Below are 19,726 nucleotides of genomic sequence, written 5' to 3'. Positions count from 1 at the left end.
CCCGCCCTGCCCCGGCCACCCACCGGGGCTGAAGCCCGAGGAGTTCATTGGCTCAAGCCGAAACTGATGGCAGAAGTTGCGTATGCGCAAATGACCCGGGACGGCGTGGTTCGCCATTCGGTCTTCCATGGGCTGCGCGACGATAAACCTGCCAGCGCCATCGACCTGGAGCGTGCCATGCCTGCCAAGACCGTGCCCAAAGCCGAGCGTGCCAAAGCGACAGAAGGCCTGGGCGACCTGCGCCTGACGCATCCGGAGCGCATCATCGACGCCAGCATTGGCGCCACCAAGCGCCAGATTGCCGAATACTACGCAGGCGTCAGTCAGTGGATCCTGCCGCAACTCAAGGACCGCCCGGTGGCGCTGGTACGGGCGCCGGAGGGCCTCGATGGCGAGCTGTTCTTCCAGAAGAACGCCGGCCAGTTGCATATCGCCAATGTGCTCAGTTACGACAAGGCCGAAGCCGGTCAGGCGGCGATGGTCATCAATCGCCCTGATACGTTGCTCGGTGCCGTGCAGATGAACATGCTCGAGCTGCACACCTGGAATGCCACCGACAAGGACTTCGACAAGCCCGACCGTTTTGTGCTCGACCTTGACCCGGACCCGGCACTGCCCTGGAAGGCCATGCTCGAAGCCACTCAGCTCGCCCTCACGCTGCTCGACGAACTGGGCCTCAAAGTGTTCCTCAAGACCAGCGGCGGCAAAGGCATGCACCTGGTCGTGCCATTGACCCGCCGTGCGGGTTGGGACGAGGTGAAAGACTTCAGCCATGCCGTAGTCAATTACCTGGCCAAGCTGTTCCCCGACCGGCTCAGCGCGGTGTCCGGGCCAAAGAACCGGGTTGGGCGGATCTTCATCGATTACCTGCGCAACGGTAAAGGTGCGACCACTGCCTGCGCTTACTCCCTGCGTGCCCGGGAAGGCCTGCCGGTGTCGGTGCCGGTCTGGCGCGAAGAACTCGGCCAGCTCAAGGGCGCCAACCAGTGGCACATCGGCAACCTGCATGAACGCCTGGCCGAGGTCGATGACCCATGGGCGGACATGGGCAAAACCCGACAATCGATCACAGCGCGCATGCGCAAACAGATGGGGATGACATGAGCATCATTCAGGATTTTGACCTGAACACCCTCGACAGCCTGCTGCGTACGTTCAGCGAGCGCGCGCAGCCTTTGAACCTGGACACCAAACTTTCGCAACTGATGCAGGCGCTGTTGGCGGACCATCTCGACCTGCTCCCGCTGCCGGGCCAAGGGCATACCTTGCAGCGTTGGCAGACCTTGGCGCGCATTGCCGGCTGCGACCTGGCACTGGCCAAGGTGTACGAAGGCCATACCGACGCGCTGGCGATTCTGGCTGAATGCGGCGCTGCTCACCTGGTGGGGGATGCTGTATGGGGCGTGTGGGCCGCAGAGCCCCCTGAAGCGCGGGCGCGGATCATTGCCCGTGACGGCGACCAGGTGCACCTTGCCGGTAGCAAGGCCTGGTGCTCAGGTGCCTTGCAGATCGACCGTGCGCTGATCACTGCCTGGGCTGAAGATAACCAGCCGCAACTGGTGGCGATCGAACTGGCCCACCCCACCCAAGGCTTGCAGGTCGATCACTGGCAGGCAGTGGGTATGGCCACGACCGCCAGCATTGAAATCACCTTTGAGGGTTCGCCCGGGATCGCCGTAGGCCAACCAGGGCAGTACCTTTCGCGCCCCGGTTTCTGGCACGGCGGTGCGGGGATCGCCGCCTGCTGGTACGGCGCCGCAGAGGCGCTGGCCGATTACTTGCGTGAACGTTGCCGCAAACCACGCCCTGATCCTCATGCCCAGGCACACCTGGGGGCAGTGGATGCGGCGCTGTACGGTGCCCGTGCAGCACTACGCGAATGTGCCGCGTGGATAGATCGCCAGCCCAGCGCCGACGCCAGCTTCGAGGTACGCCGTGTGCGTGCCCAGGTAGAGCATGCTGTGGAGCAGGTGATCCACCACGTGGGGCGTGCGTTGGGCGCAACGCCGTTCTGTCGCAGCAGCCATTTTGCACGGCTAAGCGCCGACCTCCCGGTCTTTCTGCGCCAGAGCCATGCCGAACGCGACCTGGCCGCACTCGGCCAACAGCTGGCCCAGGTGCCGGCAGGAGCCTGGCAACTATGAGCGAGAACCTGATCGAGGCCAGTGAAGGCAGGCCATGGGCTGCGTGGCAGCAGTCCGCACACTTGGCGCGGGCGACTTGGATCACCCCGGACCAATTGCTACCCGCAGGTCGACGCCTGGTACTGCTGGCGCCGCACCCAGATGACGAGATTCTCATGGCCGGTGGACTGTTGGCAGGGCTGCACGGCCGCGAGCAGGACGTGCTGCTGATCTCCGCCACCGACGGTGAAGGGAGCCACCCTGATTCCGCGACCTGGACCGAACACCGCCTGCGCCGCCAACGGCCACTTGAAAGCCGGCACGCCCTGCAACAGCTGGACCTGGACCTCAACCGGCTGGCCTGGCGGCGCCTGCACCTCAAAGACGGTGCGCTGCCACGAGACGAAGCGTTTCTGGTCAATCACCTTAACCAACTGCTCGAGCCGGATGACGTGCTGATGACGACCTGGCGCGGCGACGGCCACTGCGACCACGAAGCGCTTGGCCGGGCGGCAGCGCAAGCCGCCCTGGCGCGCCAGGTGCAATTGGTGGAAGTACCCGTGTGGGCCTGGCATTGGGCACAGCCTGACGACCCCCGCCTGCCCTGGTCGCGGGCGCATCGCATTGAATTGGATGAAACACGGGTTGCGCGCAAGCGTCGGGCCTTGGCGGCGCATCACAGCCAGCTGGAGCCCGACCAGGGGCGCGCGCCGGTATTGCCTGCCACCCTGCTCGATTGCCTGCTGCAACCCTTCGAGCTGGTGTTCCTGTAAAGGAGCTGTCATGAGTATCGATGCGCAATATTTCGCCGACCTGTATGCCAACAATGATGATCCTTGGGCATTTCGCACCCGTTGGTACGAGCGGCGCAAGCGCGACCTGCTGATGGCCAGCCTGCCACGCCAGTGCTACCAGCGGGTGTTCGAGCCCGCCTGCGCCAATGGCGAGCTGAGCGCCGCGTTGGCGGAGCGCTGTGCCGAGTTGCTGTGCCATGACCTTGACCCTAAGGCAGTGGCACTGGCTCGCCAGCGCCTGGCGGGGTTGCCCAATGCTACCGTCGTCGCTGGGCGCTTGCCGGCGGACTGGCCTGGTGGCAGCTTCGACCTGATCGTGCTCAGTGAAGTGGGTTACTACCTAAACGCTACCGACTGGTTGCAGGTGATCGAGCAGTCGGTAGCGAGCCTGACCTATGACGGCGGGCTGTTGGCCTGCCACTGGCGCCATCCGATTGCTGGGTGCCCACAGGATGGACGTGAAGTGCATCAGTTGTTGGCCAAGCACGTGCCGTTATACCCGGTGTTTCGCCATGAAGAGGCGGATTTCCTGTTGGAATACTGGTCATGCCAGCCCAGCGTGGTCGACCTGGACGAGACATGCCCATGATTGCTGTCGTCATTCCCGCCCATAACGAAGCGCGTCGCCTGGGCCGCTGCCTCAAGGCCATGGCAGCGGCGGTGGCCTTGGCCAGGCAGGCAGGCCATCAGGTCGAGGTACTGGTGGTGCTGGACCGTTGTCGTGATGCCAGTGCCGCTGTGGCCAAGCGTTTCGGTGTGCGCACGCTGGCAGTGGAGGCTGGCAGTGTCGGCATGGCCCGCCGCCTAGGCGCGGCGCTGATGCTGGACCGTGGCGCCCGCTGGCTGGCCTGTACCGATGCCGATAGCCAGGTGCCCTCGCACTGGCTGCTCTGGCAACTGGCCTGCAGTGCAGAGGTGGTCTGTGGCACGGTGCATATCGAGCACTGGCAGCCTTGGCAACGCGCGGCGATGCGCAAGCTGTACCGCAGCGGGTACCAGGCATGCGAAGGCCATCGGCATATTCATGGTGCCAACCTGGGTGTCTGTGCCCGCGCTTATGAGCGTGTGGGGGGCTTTCAACCGCTGCCGGCGCATGAGGACGTGCAGCTGGTACGCGACCTGGAGGCTAGCGGCGCACAGATCGTATGGACAGCCAAGCACAGTGTGGCAACCAGCAGTCGACGCGACAGCCGGGCTCGGGAAGGGTTTGGGGATTTTCTGGCGGGTCTGCAGGTTCGCCTGGACGGGTGATGGCATGGTGTATCAGTGTTATCGAGATCGAGCACCGCGCCGGCGGCGCTCGATCTCAACGACGCCTCAATATTCTACGCAAGCGCCCCGCCCCATACAGTCATGAAGCCTTACGCGTACGCTTGCCAGGCTTCTTCTCGGCAGGCGCTTTCTTCGCAGCCTTGCCGCCCAGGCTGCGCTTGAGCAGTTCGGTGAGGTCGATGATATCGGCGCTTTTCTCGGCTTCGCCCCCTTCGCCCTTGTCCACCACGCTGATCTTGCCTTTGCTGGCCTTTTCTTCCACCAGGTCCATGATGGTCTGGCGGAACGCATCATGGTACTCATCCGGAGCCCACGAGCCGCTCATGTCCTCGACCAGCCGCTTGGCCATGTCCAGTTCGCGCTTGTCGAGCTTGGTGTCGGTCACGCTTTTGTCCAGCTCCAGCGTCTCCAGCCCGCGCACCTCTTCCGGCCAACGCAAAGTAATCATCACCAACGCGTCGTCCAGCGGCCGCAACAATGCCAGGTGCTGGCGTGTATGCAGCACCACCGTGGCCAACGCCACCTTGCCAGTGCTCTCCAGTGTTTCACGCAGCAACGCATAAACCTTGCCGCCGCGACGATCCGGGCTCAGGTAATACGGTGTATCGAAGTGCTGCAAGGGGATCTCGCTGGCAGCGACGAACGAGAAGATATCGATGGTCTGGGTCGCTTCCGGGCGGGCCTTGCGGATCTCTTCCTCGCTGATCACCACATAACGACCCTTCTCATGCTCCACACCTTTGACGATGTTGTCCTTGTCGATTTCCTTGCCGGTCACCTTGTTGATCCGTTTATAACCCACCGGCTCCATGCTGCGTTTGTCCAGCCAGTCGAAATCCACACGCTCGGTGCGCACTGCCGTGTTGAGCGAGACCGGGATATGCACCAGGCCGAAACTGATCGCGCCTTTCCAGATTGCCCTGGCCATGGCGTGCCTCCTATGGTTGCAGGGAATGGCCCGGCTGGCAGTAGCGCAAGGCGCCACAGCGTTCGCAAAGCTGGCATTGCAGCCCGGGCACTTCGGTTTGGGTCATGGCGCGCCAGTGGCAGCCACGCAGCAGACAGACAAAGGTCATCAGCCACCTCCTTGGCCCGGAAATATCGGGCGCTTACCTGAAATGACTGCACGGCGCGCTGAAGGTTTAGCCCAAATGCCCTACGGCTGTCGAAACTACAGTGGCTTGTTCGTCATGACTGATCAGGGTTCGATGGCGAAAAGCACGCGCTTGAACGCCTCGGCGGCCAGATGTACCTGCACAGACCAGTCCTGGGCTGCATCGCTGCCGGCATCATCGGAGATGTATTTCAGGCACACGAACGGAATGCCTTCATTACGGGCGATCAGCGCCAAAACGTACGCTTCCATGTCGACGATGTCGTATGGAGCATCGCTGTAGCTGACCTCAAAGCTGTCGCCGCTGCCGCAGGTGCCAAGCGGCAGCCCTTCTATCGGCTGGCCATGCTCGAGCAGCACCGGAATATCCGACAGCGGCGTCTCGTAGCGGGCGAAGCCCAGCGCAGTGACATCCATGTCGCGTTGCACGAAGCGCGTACAGCACACCACCACACCCTTGCCGTATCGCTGGCTGCCCGCCGAGCCGAGGTTGACGATCAGTTTGGGCCGCTGCCGCTCAACCGCCTTGGTCAGGGCGATGGCAGCATTGACCTTGCCGATGCCGGTGAAAACGGTATTGACGTCGGCGAATACCGTGCCGGCTTCCGCCTCCAGGGCGAATACGAACAGGGTGTCGGCCAACGTAATGTCGGGGAATTGCTGGGTCAGCATCATGGCGCAGGGCGTTCCAAATGGCTTGCAAAGGGCGCTGCCATTGTCGGTGAACGCTAACTGATTGCAAGCCCCACCGTGGTGGCAAGGTGCAATAGCGCGTCATGCACTGCGGTTGACAGTCAGCGCCACTGCGGCAATACGCTCGACTTGTTCATAACCTGGCTGCAGCAATTGTTCACCGAATACGTCCGGGTCGACCTCGCGGTACACCCAGGCCCATTCAGGCCCCGCCAGGCGCAGGCGAATGGCCTCGAGCAATGGATCACGACCTTCGACAATCGCCACGCCGGTGTACAGCAGCAGTGACCCGCCTGGGCTCAGGCGCTCGCGCGCCTGTTCGATGATGCGCAACGACAGATCGGCGCCCAGTGTATCGCCACCGTGGCGATACGTGCGCTGGCCATGATCGAGCATGTAGGGTGGGTTGGCCACGATGAGGTCGAAATTGCCACTGACCCCGGCAAGCAAATCACTGTGCGCAATGGACACATTGCTCACCCCCGCCAGCGCAGCATTGATCGCGGTATAGCGCAGTGCCAGAGGGTTGATGTCCACGGCGCTGACCTGGGCATGTTGCGCCGCGCGGGCGATCAGCAAGGCACCGACGCCGCTGCCGCAACCAATGTCCACAGCGTGTTCGACCCGTACCGGGCTGCGTTGTAGATGGTCATGGATGACCTGGGCGAAGCGATAGCTGTCGGGGCCGAAGAACACCGCATCAGCAGCCTCGGTCGGGTAGGCGGAATGCACCAGCAGCAAATCGTCGAGGCTGGACCAGCGTACCTGACTGCGCAGCAGTGCGCCGTCCTCGTACAGCACCTGCGCGGTGCTGAGCTGGTCCAGTTCGTCGGCGCTGATCAATGACGCCGGGAACGGGCGGCTCCAGCCGAATACGTCGCGCAGGTTGCCGGCCCGCTCTGCACCCTGGCGGGCGTTGTTGCATGCATGGGTGGCGGGCGTCACGCAGGTGAACTGGTAACCGTCAGCACGCAGGCGCCGGCCAAGTTGCAGCAAGGCTTCATCGGCCTGGGTTCGTTGCGGGTTGAGTATCATCAGTGCGGCCCCTCCTCGCCAAGACCTGTGGCATGCAGATACGCCCTAGTGGCGGACAAACCCTGCGGCAAGGCGTGCTGATTGCCCGCCATGCGCTCGATCAACGTTTCGATATCAACGCTTTCATGGCTTTCTTCAATACGCGGTTGCTGGTGCAGGGCAGCTTCCCAGCTGCCTGGCGGCACGCGACGCACTGCGCCCTGCCAGTCGCCGGCGATCCAGTCGTGCCACAGCTGCTTCTCGTAGGCACTGAAGACGCCGAACATGGGGGCGCCAGGCCCATCGATCAGCGACCACCAGCGGCTGTCGGCCGGATTCTGCCCGCGCTTGATCCAGCCCTGGGCCACAAGCGCATGCAAAAATGCCGGTAGCGCAGCGGGTTCGGACAGCCATTGGTTGACCGTGCGCTGCTGCAATCGGCAGCGGTCAGCGTGCATGAACTGCCCGAACACGCGCTTGCGCTCCAAGGCAGCCAGCAATTGGGCCTCAAGGTCGAAACCGCCGATTAGCGTGGGCGTGTCGATGCCAAGATCATTGAGGCGGTAGCCATGCCTGACCCGACGGTAGAACACCTCGGCGTCCTGCGCCGGGCACAGTTGCTGCACCGCCTGGATGGCCTTGCTGGCATGGCCGCTGGCAGCATTGTCGATCGTCACGTGAAGCTGGAAATAATGACCGTCGATGCCGAGCTCGGCCAGCTCGTGGGTGGTGATCAGCAGGTGTAACGGTGGCTGCTCGTAACCCAGGTTGTAACCAATGACCTCAGGCAGAAACCACTCCGCGCAGCTGCCCAGCGCCAGCTGTACTGCCCCTTGCAGGTAGCGCTCATCATCCAGAGGCATGCAATCCAAACAACCCAGCCTGCCCAGCAACCTCTGGTAGATAAGCACGTGGTTGCAATGCGGATCGCCGTCGCCCAGTTCCTCGAGGTAGGTCCGGATCAGGCCGTGGTAGCGAGGGTCTTGCCAGCGGCGCAGCGCACCGTGAAGCCAGGCACCATCAACGACCTTGGTCGGCGCCACCTGTTGCAGGAACCACAAGGCGTGGGCGCGGTTGGCAAAATAACGGCGAGGCGCGCCTTGACGGCGCTGGGCCAGATAGGCGGCGTGCTCGGCGGCAACCTGTGCGGCGTGTCGTGCACTCCAGTCCTGTAGTTGACCAGGCGTGTCCGGCAGGTCATCGGCCATGGCGTTCGCCTTCGCGAACTGCTCGGCGAGCCACTGGCGCGCAGTGGTGTAGTCGCCGGACAACATCGCGTGGTAGCGGCTGCTCAATGGCCAATGCGCAGTCGGCGCCGGCGTCCTGGATGGGTTGTTGCGCATCAGAACCGTCATGCCTCGCTCCTCTCTTGACTATTGGCTCTGGCCTTCCCGTGGCATGGGCTCAGGGTCAGGTGCAGGCTGTGGCGCAGGCTTTTCGTCGGGTTGCTGCATTTGCAGCGAAGGTTTGCTCTGGTCTGCATCCTTGGCCGGATGCTCGGCGTCACGATCGAAACAACCGCCGAGCAGCGTCAGGCTGCTCAACAGAACGATGATGGCTGTAGTGCGCATGGGACGTCCTCTTTACCCGCTTAGTAATCGCGGTGCCGAAGGACCCGGCACCGCGTTCTCGTCACTTACGAGCGGCCGCCTTTCTGGCCCGACTCGCGGTCCTTGTGCATATCGGCATCCTTGCGGCCCGACTCACGGTCTTGAGCCATGCCGCCGCCAGAGGACTGCCCGCCCTTGCGGCCAGCTTCGGAAGCTTTTTGCCGGTCGTTGGCGAAGTTGCCGGGGTTCTTGGTGCCACCCTGGCCGCCCTGGCTGCCGGTGCGGCTGTTATCTTTGTTAGCCATGGTCTGAAACCTCATATGACTGCTGGATGCACGGCAAGCGCCGTACATAGGTTCGGAGTTCGGTGATATCGAGGGATTCGTTTTATCGCCAGGCATTCGGACCGGCGGCGTTAAATAACCGGAGGCGATGTATTTTGTGCGCTAGCCGATTGCGTGACGCGGCTATCCAGCAGCCGCTGCCGCCGCCCCAGCCAACCACCCGTCAGGGCCCAGCCCAGAGCGATCGCGGCCCCTAGCAACATCGCCAGTTGCGGATGGTCACCCAGCACATCCAGGGCTCTTTTGACCCACCCGCTCAAGGCGTCGCCGCCACGGTAAACCACGGTATCGATGAAGTTCTTGGCTTTGTATTTGTCTTCGGCGGGCAATACGGTGAACAACATTTCCCGACCCGGCCGCACCAAGGCATATTCGCCTGCGCGGCGCACTACCATCACCACCACGAACACCGCAAATACCGGGGCCAGGGCCAGCCAGACGAAGCCTGCTGCCATCACCAGCGGCACTGCCACCAGCAACACCCCTACCCCCATGCGTTTGGCCAGCCGACCGGTGATGAACACCTGGGTGAGGATGGCCAGGGCCTGAACGACCGTATCGATCAGGCCAAATACCTGAGTCTGACGAGTACGGTCGGTGAACGTTTCGCTGACGATGCGCGCCTGCTCGAAATACAGAAAGGTACTGACACTGGCCAACAGCACCACGAACAGGGCAATACCCAAAAGGTACGGCGAACGCATTACAGCGGTTGCGCCCGCGAACGGGTTACCCCCCAGTGGCCGCGACGCTGGCTGCTCGCTCAGCGCAGGCATTGGGTGGCAATCACGCCAGCGCTGCAGGTACGCGGCAGCGGCAATGCTGCCCAGTAAAAACATGGCGGCCAGCGAAACCAGCCCGGCGTGCCCCAGCGGGGCGACCAACAGCGTACCCAGTAACGGCCCGCTCAAGCCGCCCAGGCTGGCCCCGGCTGCCAGCAGCCCGAACAAGCGCTTGCCTTGCTCAGTGGAGAACAGGTCGGTCAGGACGCTCCAGGCCAGTGAGATGGTCAGCAGGTTGAACACCGACAACCAGATGTAAAACGCCCGCGCATTCCACAAGTCGTCTGGTTTGCTGGCAAACAGCAGTGCAAACAGCAGCAGGTTGCTGGCAAAAAAACCATAGGTCCAAGGCAGGATATGCCGCCGGCGCACCTTGGAGGCCAGCCAGCCGAACAGCGGCAGGCAGGTCAGCGTAGCGATGAAGGTGCCGGTGAACAGCCATTGCAGGTTGTCCACGCCCCCTGCCACGCCCATGGTCTCGCGCACCGGGCGCAGCATGAAGTAACCGGTGAACAGCAGGTAGAACAACGCCAGGCCGCCGGCCACAGCCGGCCCCTCGCCGGGCTGGAGGTTCAACCCTTGGTCCAGCCCCTTGCGCCAGCTGGCCATGGTGTCAGGCGAACTGCTCGATCAGCGCTTTCTGCTGCGCCTGGGTGAACAAAGGCTCGTGGCCGGCCTTAAGCTGATCGAGTTGGCGGTCAGGACGGCCGGTTGCCGGGATGACCGTTGTAACAGCCCGATGGCTGAAGGCGAACTTGAGGAACACTTGGGCCCAACTGCTGACTCCCGCTTCTGCGGCCCAGGAAGGCAGTGGTTTGTCCTTGACCTTGGCGAACAGACGGCCGTCATCGAATGCGCGGTTGATCAGCACCGCCACGCCCTTGTCCTGGCACAACGGCAACAACTCACTTGCCGCTTGCGGCGCATTGACCGAATAGTTGATCTGGATGAAGTCCAGCGGTTCGCTGCGCACCAGGCGGGCGACTTCGTCATGACCGCTGTTCAGGTAATGGGTAATGCCTATGTAGCGGGTCTTGCCCTGCTGCTTGAGTTCGCGGGCATAGGGCAACTGTGTCTTCCAGTCTCGCAGGTTGTGGATCTGCAGCAGGTCGACCTTGTCAGTGCGCAGGCTTTTCAGGGTACCCGCCCATTGTGCCTCGGCGTCGGCCCGGCTGTCGGCCGCGATTTTGGTGGCGATGAAGCACTGCTGGTGCCAGCCCCCCTCCTCCAGCAATTGGCCAAGAATACGGTCTGCCCCGCCATAGTTGGGCGAGGTGTCGATGACTTTGCCGCCGCCCTCGAAAAACGCCTTCAGTACGGCCTTCAGCTGCTGGTAATCGGCCGAGCCGGCCTCGACTTCGAAACTGCCGGAGGTACCTGCGCCAATGACCGGCAAGGCCTCGCCTGTGGACGGCACCTTGCGGGTCAGCAAGCCAGTGCTGGGCGCAGCCCGCAACCAAGGGCTGCTGGCCAACAGCCCCAAAGCCGCGCTGGCGCGTAGGACATCGCGACGTGCATACATGGCAAAGCTCCCGTCATAAGTCGGAAACTTTCAAGGCTAGTCGCCCTACCCCCCGATTGCAGGTGATTCTGTTTCTGGATGTTTAGTGTTCAGGCCTTCAGCAGAAGGCTCAGGTCCAGGCCGACGTCGGTCATCGGTGGGCACCAGTAGTAACCACCCGTCAGCGGCCGGCTGAAGCGGTACAGGCCATCGATAATGCCGTCTTCCAGCCCGCTCATACGCCGCAGTTGCACTTCGAAGGCATCGAAGCTTCGACCCAAAGCGACAAACGCCAGGCCTGCGCCACGGTGGTCGGCCCAGGACACGGAGCGACGCACCATGAATGCCTCAGGTGCGAAGCTTTCCTGGGCAGTGCGCTTGACGTGGGCTGAGGCTGGCGCATCGTCGAGCTCTTCGTTATCGCTCAGGCGGCGGCCCATGATGTTGTCCTGGTCTGCCTGGGGCAGCGACTTGAAGTACCCCAGGTCATGCTTCCACAACTGGAAAGCGGCAAAACTGGAGCCTGCCAGGCCCGGCTGCTCGCCCGCGACAATCGCCGCGTCGACGGCATCCTGATCAACCGGGTTTTCAGTACCGTCCTCGTAACCAGTCAGGTCATGGCCGCCACGGTGCAGGAAGCCGTCGATGCTGTCGGCCAGGCGCAGTGCCGGTGCCAAGGCCTGCTCCAACGCCTGGGCCTGCAGCAGCAGGTCACCACGCTCGTTGCCACGCAGCCACAGCCACAAGGCATGCTGGGTGCTCGGGTTTTCCACCGCTGCATCCAACTGAGGGAATGCGCGCAGGCCAGGCACTTCACGGCCCAAGGCCTTTGCCAGAGGCGCGCCTACCCCCACGATCAGGCGCTGGCCATCCACATGGGGCAGCAGCGCATCCAGGGCTGCTGGCAGTGCCTCGGGCGATTGTAGCGTGAAGAACAGGTGGCGGGCTTGGGCCGGCACCGGGGTGGCAAGCAGACCTTGCTGGAACGGCATGACAGGCGAATCCTCGGTAAAAGCGCGAATGCTACTGCGCGCAGCGGCCCGTCGCAACGCGCGATGCAGTCACTTTGCCAGCTGGCATCGTGGCGCTGCCGTAACAAAAGGTTNCCAAGTGGTGGCTCATTGCAATTAGCGATCGTTCAGGCCGAGCCTAGACTGGCTTGATCCCTTGCCCGAGTAGCCGCCATGACCGCCTCGCCCTTGCTTACCGCCTTCCTGCCTTTGGCCCTGGGCATCATCATGCTTGGCCTGGGTTTGTCGCTCACATTGGCCGACTTCGCTCGCGTGGTGAAGTACCCAAAGCCGGTGGTCATCGGCCTGGCCTGCCAGATTCTTCTACTGCCGTTGGTGTGTTTCCTGATCGCCAACGGTCTTGGGCTGGAAGCGGCCCTGGCGGTCGGCCTGATGCTGCTGGCCGCGTCCCCGGGCGGCACCACCGCCAACCTGTTCAGCCACCTGGCCCATGGTGACGTGGCCTTGAATATTACCCTCACCGCGGTCAACTCCCTGATCGCCATCCTGACCATGCCGTTGCTGGTCAACCTGTCGCTGATGTGGTTCATGGCGTCAGACCAGGCCATCCCGCTGCAATTTGCCAAGGTCATGCAGGTGTTCGCCATCATCCTGCTGCCGGTTGCCCTGGGCATGATGATCCGCCGCTGGGCGCCAGGCTTTGCCTCACGCATGGAAAAGCCCATGAAACTGGTGGCAGCACTGTTTCTGGCATTCACCATTGTGCTGGCCCTGGCCAAGGATTGGCAGACCGTGGTTGCGTACGCCCCGGTGGTTGGCCTGGCTGCATTGCTGTTCAACGTGATCAGCCTGGCCGTCGGCTACTGGGTGCCGCGCCTGTTGAGCATTCCCAAGCGCCAGGCCATTGCCATCGGCATGGAGATCGGTATCCACAATGGCACACTGGCGATCGCCGTCGCCTTGAGCCCATCGCTGCTGAACAACGCCACCATGGCGGTGCCAGCGGCGCTCTATAGTCTGATCATGTTTTTCACGGCGGCGGGGTTTGGCTGGTGGGTCAGCCGTGGCCATGGCACAGTGAAGGGCGAAACTGTGAATTGACGCCTTCAGCGGCGATTGCGCCGGGCCTGTAACTGGCGTTTGAGCACCTTGAGGGGAGGTGCGTAGAAAAAGCCGAACGACACGCTGCCCGTGCGCCCCTTGACCGCATGGTGCAGGCGATGGGCACGATGCAGGTGCTTGAGGTAGCGGTTGATCGGCCGCGGCTTGCGCGGCCAATGCCGATGGAAAAACCCGTCGTGGGCCAGCACGTACAATATTCCGTAACTCGCCACACCGCCGCCCACCCACTGCAACGGTGCGTGCCCGGCCTTGCCCAGGGCCACCAATACCGCAGCGATGATGCCCAGGGCCAGCAGATAGAGGTCGTTGGTTTCCAGCATGCCCAGCTGAGGCTCATGGTGCGAACGGTGCAGCCACCAGCCCCAGCCATGCATGATGTACTTGTGTGCCAGCGTGCCGACACCTTCCATGGCCACCAGAGTGCCGATCAGCACAACAAAATTGAGCAGCATGTAACGGTCCGGGGGATGATTAAAAGTGGCGCAAGGGTAACGAGTACCGGTGTTTTTTTCCATGCGGCCGTGACTTGCTGTAGGGCATTTCCTTATGAAGCCATTGTCATGTTTTCGCCCTTGACCCTGTACAAGCTGCGGCGTATGGTCCACCCGCAATTTCGCATCCCTGAACAGGAGTCCTGCATTGGACAGTAGCCCCAGTCGCTTGCGACAGGCCCACACGGCGAGCTAGTCCGGCAGTTTCCTGCCACTGTCTCGCTATTGGCCAGACGGTGGATTTCTCAGCCTCTGCGGCTTGAGCCCTCCTCGTTCCTCCTCTTGTGGTCCTGCGCATTTCTGGTTTTTAAGCCGCGCCATTTTCGATGGCGTCAGAGCGGGCATGTGCCCGCGCAAGAGGTTCGCTATGGATTGGAAAGTATTTCTGCTGCGTGTCAGCATCGCCCTGCTGCTCGGCGCCCTGATCGGTGCCGAGCGCCAATTGCGCCAGCGCCTGACCGGGCTGCGCACCAATGCGCTGGTCAGCACTGGCGCCTGCCTGTTCGTGCTGATGACCCAGGCAGTACCGGGTATGGCCCCCACCGATGCCTCAAGGGTTGCCGCCTATGTGGTATCGGGGATCGGCTTTCTGGGGGGCGGTGTGATCATGCGCGACGGTTTCACGGTGCGCGGCCTGAACACTGCAGCCACACTGTGGTGCACGGCGGCTGTTGGTGTGCTGTGCAGCCTTGGCCTGCTGCTGGAGGCCACGCTGGGTAGCCTGGTGGTGCTGTGTGCCAACATACTGCTGCGCGATATCGCCCAACGCCTGGACCGCCAGGGCGTGGTGCCGGCCAGCGAGGCCGAACAACGCTTCGAGGTGCGCGTGGTTTGCCGTGCCGAAGATGAAATTCAGGTACGCAGCCTGATGCTGCACAGCCTGGGCGACCCGGAACTGCGCCTGCAGTCGCTGCACAGCGAAGACTTGCCCAACCCCGCGCGCCTGGAAGTACGTGCAGAGTTGCTCGGTAACCCACAGGCACCGGCACAACTGGAGCGCCTGGTCAGCCGGGTAAGCCTGGAAAAAGGCGTCAGTTCGGTACGCTGGCAGCTACAGGCACAAGTCATGGCCACCGATTGAGCGCGTCCTGGCTTAGTTACCGCCACTCATCGCCATGCCACCGGCAACGGCATAGCCATCGCGCCCTTGGCGCTTGGCCTGGTACAACGCCCCGTCAGCCGCAGACATCAGGCTTTCGGGGCTGCTTGCGTCCACTGCCGGATGCCCCACAGCAATCCCGGCACTGGCAGATACACGGCCTAGCGGGCTGCCGGCATGCTCGATCATCAGGCGGCGCAACAGTTGCAGAATTTCTGCGACCACCTGTTCGGCGCCCTGTACGTCAGTGTCAGGAAGTAAAACCGTGAACTCCTCGCCACCGTACCGCACCGCCAGATCCGCCGGGCGCTTCAACACCTGCTGCAGCAATTCGGCAAAGCGGCGCAAGCATTGATCTCCCGCAGGGTGACCATAGCGGTCGTTGTACAGCTTGAAGAAATCAAGATCGACCATCACCAGCGCCACCGCATGCCCCAGCCGCCGAGCCCGGCGGATTTCCGCATCCAGCACCGCATCCAGCCTGCGGCGGTTGCCCAGCCCGGTCAGGCTGTCGGTCAGGGCCAGCGACCTGAGGGTCTGGTGGGCCTGGTGCAGCGCCCTTTCGATAGCGATCCGCTCACGCAACTGGCGCAATACCACCCAGCCGAAGCCACTCAATCCAACCAGCAAAAGCAGCAGGATCGCGGCTGACTTGATGACATCGTGCCGCCAGGGCGCAATGATCGACTCACGCGACAAGCCCGCCTCTACCACCAATGGATATCGCGCCAGGGCGCGATAGGCGTACAGGCGGGGCGTACCATCAACGACCGCCACCGCTTCAACCAGCCCTTCGCTCGCATGAGGCAGGTGATGTCGGAAGACTTCGCTGTTTGCCAGGCTGTGGCCGACTACGTGTTCCACGAACGGCCGGCGTACCAGGATGGTGCCGTCTCGCTTGGCCAGCACCAGGGCGCCTCGCTCGTCGATCTTGAAATCACCGTAATAGCGCACGAACCAGTCCACCTTGATGGTGCCAAGCAACACCCCGGCAAAGCTGCCATCGCGATTCTCCAGCCTGCGCGAGATTGGAATGATCAGGTCACCGGTGGAGCGGCTGCGTACCACCGAACCGATACGCACCTCACGGTCAGTGTGGGCCTGGTGGTAAGCGAAGTAGTCACGGTCGGCATTGTTGGCCTTCGCCGGGATGGAAGCCTGGTCGGTGACGATCCAGCTGCCATCGGGCCCGTACACGAACAAACCGTGCAGTTGCGGCATGATCGTTTTCTGTTGTGCCAACAGGGCGTGCAAGCGTGTGCGATCGAGATGATCGAAACCATCGCCTTCAAGACGCTCCGCCAGCACAGCGGTAATCGCGTCCACTTGGCGAATGGCATCTTCGGCGTGCTGCGCCGTAGCCCTGGCCAGGTTGCTGACCATGTTTTCGGCATTGGTGAAAGCTTGCCTGTAGTCGCGCCAGATCCGCCACCCTTCGATAGACACGAAGGTCAGCAGCACAACCGCCATGAACGACAGCACCAGGCGAAACAGCGCCACGGCGCGCCCTTCACCGGTTACGGTGAATAGCCCGTCTTCGTCGTGCTTACCGGCCGCACCCATGGAAGTCCTTGCCCTCAAGCGTTTGCCGCCTGTCACTATAGATCACTGCTGCTTTCGCGTACCCAGTTCGATCCATGCCGGTGCATGGTCGCTGGGCTTGGGCTCGTTGCGCACCCACGCGTCTACGCCGCCGGCCTTGAGGTGCGAAGCGATGTCCGGGCTGAGCAACAGGTGGTCGATACGCAATCCGGCATTGCGTGCCCAGTGATTACGGAAGTAGTCCCAAAAGGTGTAGATGCGCTCATCGGGATACAACTGGCGAATGGCATCGGTCCAGCCCTGCTCGAGCAAGGCCTGGTAGCAGTTGCGGGACTCGGGTTGAAGCAAAGCGTCCTTGAGCCAGGATTTGGGGTTGTAGATGTCGAAGTCAGTCGGCACGACATTGAAATCACCGGCCAGCACAGTAGGATGGCCACGGCCCAGCAAGTCGCGCGCATGCGCTACCAGGCATTCGAACCAGCGCAGTTTGTACTCGAATTTCGGCCCCGGTTGCGGGTTGCCATTAGGCAGGTACAGGCAACCTACCAGCACGCCTTGTACCGCGGCTTCCAGATAGCGGCTCTGGCTGTCACCTTCCATGCCTGGCAGGCCGCGCCGGACTTCCAGCGGCTGGCAGTCGCGCGCCAGGATGGCCACCCCGTTCCACGAGGGCTGCCCCATGTACAGGCAGCCATAGCCTGCCACTTCGATGGCCTCACGGGGAAACTTCGTGTCGGCTGCCTTGAGCTCCTGAAGGCAGGCGACATCGGGCTTTTCCCGCTCCAGCCAGGCGAGCAGCGCCGGCAGCCGGCTGCCGATGCCGTTGATGTTGAACGTGGCGATGCGCAATGGCTTCATGTGCCAGGGTCATCCACATGGCTTTGTACCGCCTCCTGCAGCGCCCCCACATGGGCCTCGTCTGCCAGAGACTTGAGGGCCAGCCAGTCATCCCAGTCGATGGCCCCGTCATCGCGCAGCGCTTGGGCGGTGCGCAGCAGTTCGTGATGATAGGCATCCGGGGACTCGCGGCGGTAGCTGCCATCGTCATATTGCGCGTACCAGGCCTCAAGTTCGGGAATGCTGCGTTCGATGCTCATGCCCTGCTCCTTCGCGGCAACCTTTGAATGTGTGAGCGCAACTGCTGCGCATCGTTCAACCTTGGGGTCGCGGTGGCCACATTGCCCTGACAAAAAGGCCTGAAAAAAATTAAACCTATACCCACGCCCCAGGCTCAACCGTACGCGACACTGAGGTCGCGCCACCGATAGCAAGGAGTGAAACATGAGCAATCTGTTCATAAAACGCGCAGGTCTGTCGCTGGTGCTGGGCATGGCATCGCTGCAGGCACTGGCGGCTTCCTCCGATGACTTCGTCGATGCAGCCACAGAGGCTGGTATCGCCGAGGTGGTCACCGGTAATCTGGCCCTGGAAAAGAGCCAGAACGCCGACATCAAGACCTTCGCCCAGCATGTGGTCACCGATCACACCAAAGCCAACCAGCAACTCGGCGACATCGCCCGCAAGCTGGACATCAGCGTGCCCGATGAAGCGGCGCTGACCGACAAGGTCAAGAAAATGATCCTCGAATGGCGCGACGAGTCGTTCGACAAGTCCTATGTCAACAACCAGGTCGATGCCCACGAAAAAACCGTGGAGCTGTTCAAGAAGGAAGCCGCATCGTCTGACAAGCCGGAACTGAAGGCTTTCGCCAGTGAAACCCTGCCAACGCTCGAGAAGCACCTGGAGCAGGCCAAAGCGCTCCAGGCCAAGCATGGCAAGTGATCGGAGGACACACATGACTAACGATACTTTGCGTAGCGAAATACTGACGCGTCTGCTGCACGCCCACCCACAGGGCTTGGGCAAGGAAGTGCTGGACAATTACCGCGGTGAAAATGCCGTTGCCGATGCACTCAAGACGCTGCAGGAACATGGCCTGATCCACGATGGCAGCGTAACGGTCGACAGTAACCAGCAGTTCAGCGTCAGCTATCCGATCAAGCTTTCTGCTGCGGGTGTCGAGGCTGCCAAGCGGGTGGAAGGCTAACCAACTCTAGCGCCCCCTCTTTCGATCCTTTGAGCGTGCGTTGCGGGAGCCGGCTTGCCGAAACCCGCAACGCTTCTTTTAGCGTGTGGTTTAACCCTCCCGAAGCACCTTCAGCGCTTCATCGCGCCTGAGCAGCTCCTCTTCCAGAAACTGCAATTGCCTGCCCTGCTCTGCACAAAGCGCACGTTTGTCTTCCAGGCTTTGGCCCTGCGCCTGCAATTGCCTGCGCATTTCGTCACTGGCCCCCTGCGCTTGCGCCAGGATCGTGCGCAAGCCCTGGATCTGCGTATCACGCTGCTCCAGCAATTCGTCCAGCGCCTTGCGCTCGCTGCTGGCCTGGCGGTGCTCGCCAAGCAATCGTTCGTTGTCCCGATGCAGGCGCGTCAGTTCATCCTGCTTGACGATCATGCCTTGTTGAAGCTGGCGCAGTTCGAGCTGCAACTGTTGCACCTGTGCCTCATGGCGACGCAGGTCCTGCTCGCGCTGCTCGCGGCTGGCGCTTCGGTAATGCTCCAGAGCATCCCTTGCATGCTGATGTTTTTCTTCAAGCGAGCGCACCTGTTCGTCCTTGTCGGCCAAACGCAGCTGCAGTTCACCCAGCGACTGGTTCAGGCTGGCGCCCCGCAATTGCTCGGCTTGCAGCGTGCTCTGGGTGGCACTGAGCCGCTCCGACTCGGCGGCCAGCGCTGCGGCCTGGATCTGCTGTTGCTGATGCGCTGCGGCCAACGCCTGCTGAGCCAGTTGCAGCTGGCTCTGGAGCTGCTCCTGTTGCTCTTTGAAGGTCGCTTCAATTTGTTCGATACGCGCATCGGCCTCTTCCTGAAGCTGCTCTGCCAGCTGCGCGACCAGCTTGGCCAGTGTATCGCTCAGTGCCGGCGCGCCTTGAAGCGCCGCAGGCTTTTGGCCTTCCAGCTCTTTCAGGTAACGATGAATGGTGGTTTTGGAGCCCGTATTGCCCAGCTCGATACGTACAGCATCGATGCTGGGGTACTCGCCCCGGGCTATCAGCACTTGCCTTGCCTGCTGCACTACCGCCTTGTTTATGCCGCCCCGGGCCATGATTGCTCCTACTATTTCGTATCATGGTACGTACCATGTATTTACGTATGAATTTTGTCTTTTTTTAGACGCTGATTCAAGGTATTTCTAAGGTGTAATAATCACGGCTTATCGCATGAGAGGGAGTGCGAAGCGGGTTTTAAGTGGGCTGGCGCTGAACTGGCAGTACGAAAGGTGCTGAAACGTGATTCCTGAAGGTGCCTTGAAG

Annotated in this window: 24 protein-coding genes; 9 read left to right on the top strand and 15 right to left on the bottom strand. The window is 62.2% G+C overall.

Features of this window, described 5'->3' with window-relative positions; genetic code table 11:
* From ligD to BLX42_RS23175, 5 genes are all read left to right on the top strand, one after another.
* The coding region (gene ligD, locus BLX42_RS23195) for a DNA ligase D (RefSeq protein WP_161872755.1) at positions 1-1,104 on the top strand (1,104 nt) is incomplete at its 5' end.
* A complete protein-coding gene (locus BLX42_RS23190; protein WP_161872754.1) occupies positions 1,101-2,144 on the top strand; it encodes an acyl-CoA dehydrogenase family protein in 1,044 nt (347 codons plus the stop codon). The genes ligD and BLX42_RS23190, both read left to right, overlap by 4 nt.
* Positions 2,141-2,896 (top strand): PIG-L deacetylase family protein, encoded by a 756-nt coding sequence (locus BLX42_RS23185; RefSeq protein ID WP_161872753.1) that lies wholly within the window; start codon positions 2,141-2,143, stop codon positions 2,894-2,896. Before BLX42_RS23190 ends, BLX42_RS23185 begins: the two co-directional genes overlap by 4 nt.
* A gap of 10 nt (positions 2,897-2,906) precedes the next feature.
* Entirely contained in the window at positions 2,907-3,506 is a 600-nt protein-coding gene (locus BLX42_RS23180) for a bifunctional 2-polyprenyl-6-hydroxyphenol methylase/3-demethylubiquinol 3-O-methyltransferase UbiG (protein ID WP_119687031.1), read from the top strand.
* Entirely contained in the window at positions 3,503-4,168 is a 666-nt protein-coding gene (locus tag BLX42_RS23175; RefSeq protein ID WP_125924139.1) for a glycosyltransferase family 2 protein, read from the top strand. Before BLX42_RS23180 ends, BLX42_RS23175 begins: the two co-directional genes overlap by 4 nt.
* A gap of 100 nt (positions 4,169-4,268) precedes the next feature.
* On the opposite strand, the gene BLX42_RS23170 is transcribed toward BLX42_RS23175, so the two are convergent.
* The 10 genes from BLX42_RS23170 to BLX42_RS23130 form a co-directional block, all read right to left on the bottom strand.
* A complete protein-coding gene (locus tag BLX42_RS23170; protein WP_046786202.1) occupies positions 4,269-5,117 on the bottom strand; it encodes a Ku protein in 849 nt (282 codons plus the stop codon).
* Between the two features lie 10 nt (positions 5,118-5,127).
* Positions 5,128-5,265 carry a PSPA7_2676 family Cys-rich small protein gene (locus tag BLX42_RS26625; protein WP_168216574.1) on the bottom strand — a complete coding sequence of 46 codons (138 nt, stop codon included), beginning with the start codon at positions 5,263-5,265 and terminating at the stop codon, positions 5,128-5,130.
* 122 nt (positions 5,266-5,387) lie between these two features.
* Positions 5,388-5,978 (bottom strand): nucleosidase, encoded by a 591-nt coding sequence (locus BLX42_RS23165; protein WP_161872752.1) that lies wholly within the window; start codon positions 5,976-5,978, stop codon positions 5,388-5,390.
* A gap of 99 nt (positions 5,979-6,077) precedes the next feature.
* Positions 6,078-7,031 (bottom strand): class I SAM-dependent methyltransferase, encoded by a 954-nt coding sequence (locus tag BLX42_RS23160; protein ID WP_125924136.1) that lies wholly within the window; start codon positions 7,029-7,031, stop codon positions 6,078-6,080.
* A complete protein-coding gene (locus tag BLX42_RS23155) occupies positions 7,031-8,365 on the bottom strand; it encodes an iron-containing redox enzyme family protein (RefSeq protein WP_371316874.1) in 1,335 nt (444 codons plus the stop codon). The genes BLX42_RS23160 and BLX42_RS23155 overlap by 1 nt, the downstream gene beginning before the upstream one ends.
* 18 nt (positions 8,366-8,383) lie before the next feature.
* A complete protein-coding gene (locus tag BLX42_RS23150) occupies positions 8,384-8,581 on the bottom strand; it encodes a hypothetical protein (protein ID WP_115274784.1) in 198 nt (65 codons plus the stop codon).
* A 65-nt stretch (positions 8,582-8,646) separates the two neighbouring features.
* Positions 8,647-8,865, bottom strand: a complete 219-nt coding sequence (locus BLX42_RS23145; protein WP_012314511.1) for a general stress protein — start codon at positions 8,863-8,865, stop codon at positions 8,647-8,649.
* Positions 8,866-8,975: 110 nt separating this feature from the next.
* Positions 8,976-10,295 (bottom strand): NTP/NDP exchange transporter, encoded by a 1,320-nt coding sequence (locus BLX42_RS23140; protein ID WP_161872751.1) that lies wholly within the window; start codon positions 10,293-10,295, stop codon positions 8,976-8,978.
* Between the two features lie 4 nt (positions 10,296-10,299).
* A complete protein-coding gene (locus BLX42_RS23135; RefSeq protein ID WP_161872750.1) occupies positions 10,300-11,208 on the bottom strand; it encodes an aldo/keto reductase in 909 nt (302 codons plus the stop codon).
* 89 nt (positions 11,209-11,297) lie between these two features.
* Positions 11,298-12,179, bottom strand: coding sequence for a Dyp-type peroxidase (locus BLX42_RS23130; protein ID WP_161872749.1), 882 nt, complete (start codon positions 12,177-12,179; stop codon positions 11,298-11,300).
* 192 nt (positions 12,180-12,371) lie between these two features.
* On the opposite strand from BLX42_RS23130, the gene BLX42_RS23125 reads away from it, so the two are divergent.
* Positions 12,372-13,259, top strand: coding sequence for a bile acid:sodium symporter family protein (locus BLX42_RS23125; RefSeq protein WP_161872748.1), 888 nt, complete (start codon positions 12,372-12,374; stop codon positions 13,257-13,259).
* 5 nt (positions 13,260-13,264) lie between these two features.
* On the opposite strand, the gene BLX42_RS23120 is transcribed toward BLX42_RS23125, so the two are convergent.
* On the bottom strand, positions 13,265-13,732 hold the full coding sequence (locus BLX42_RS23120; RefSeq protein WP_119687036.1) for a sterol desaturase family protein: 468 nt from the start codon (positions 13,730-13,732) through the stop codon (positions 13,265-13,267).
* Positions 13,733-14,138: 406 nt separating this feature from the next.
* Here BLX42_RS23120 and BLX42_RS23115 point away from each other — a divergent pair, with 406 nt between their 5' ends.
* Positions 14,139-14,852 (top strand): MgtC/SapB family protein, encoded by a 714-nt coding sequence (locus BLX42_RS23115; RefSeq protein WP_046786192.1) that lies wholly within the window; start codon positions 14,139-14,141, stop codon positions 14,850-14,852.
* Positions 14,853-14,864: 12 nt separating this feature from the next.
* On the opposite strand, the gene BLX42_RS23110 is transcribed toward BLX42_RS23115, so the two are convergent.
* From BLX42_RS23110 to BLX42_RS23100, 3 genes are read right to left on the bottom strand one after another with little or no spacing between them, the layout of a single operon-like run.
* Complete coding sequence (locus tag BLX42_RS23110; RefSeq protein ID WP_161872747.1) at positions 14,865-16,433, bottom strand: sensor domain-containing diguanylate cyclase; 1,569 nt, start codon at positions 16,431-16,433, stop codon at positions 14,865-14,867.
* Positions 16,434-16,475: 42 nt separating this feature from the next.
* Positions 16,476-17,270, bottom strand: coding sequence for an exodeoxyribonuclease III (xth, locus tag BLX42_RS23105; protein ID WP_161872746.1), 795 nt, complete (start codon positions 17,268-17,270; stop codon positions 16,476-16,478).
* Positions 17,267-17,509 carry a hypothetical protein gene (locus tag BLX42_RS23100; protein ID WP_046786189.1) on the bottom strand — a complete coding sequence of 81 codons (243 nt, stop codon included), beginning with the start codon at positions 17,507-17,509 and terminating at the stop codon, positions 17,267-17,269. Before BLX42_RS23100 ends, xth begins: the two co-directional genes overlap by 4 nt.
* A gap of 184 nt (positions 17,510-17,693) precedes the next feature.
* Here BLX42_RS23100 and BLX42_RS23095 point away from each other — a divergent pair, with 184 nt between their 5' ends.
* Positions 17,694-18,194: a DUF4142 domain-containing protein gene (locus BLX42_RS23095; protein WP_161872745.1), complete on the top strand. Its 501-nt coding sequence runs from the start codon at positions 17,694-17,696 to the stop codon at positions 18,192-18,194.
* Positions 18,195-18,207: 13 nt separating this feature from the next.
* Positions 18,208-18,459 carry a hypothetical protein gene (locus BLX42_RS23090; protein WP_046786187.1) on the top strand — a complete coding sequence of 84 codons (252 nt, stop codon included), beginning with the start codon at positions 18,208-18,210 and terminating at the stop codon, positions 18,457-18,459.
* 90 nt (positions 18,460-18,549) lie between these two features.
* On the opposite strand, the gene BLX42_RS23085 is transcribed toward BLX42_RS23090, so the two are convergent.
* Entirely contained in the window at positions 18,550-19,518 is a 969-nt protein-coding gene (locus tag BLX42_RS23085; protein ID WP_161872744.1) for a DNA-binding protein, read from the bottom strand.
* Between the last annotated feature and the right edge of the window lie 208 nt (positions 19,519-19,726).

The sequence above is a fragment of the Pseudomonas sp. SG-MS2 genome (assembly GCF_009933855.1).
Taxonomy (GTDB): Bacteria; Pseudomonadota; Gammaproteobacteria; order Pseudomonadales; family Pseudomonadaceae; genus Aquipseudomonas; species Aquipseudomonas putida_E.
This window is presented reverse-complemented; position numbering and strand designations above follow the sequence as displayed.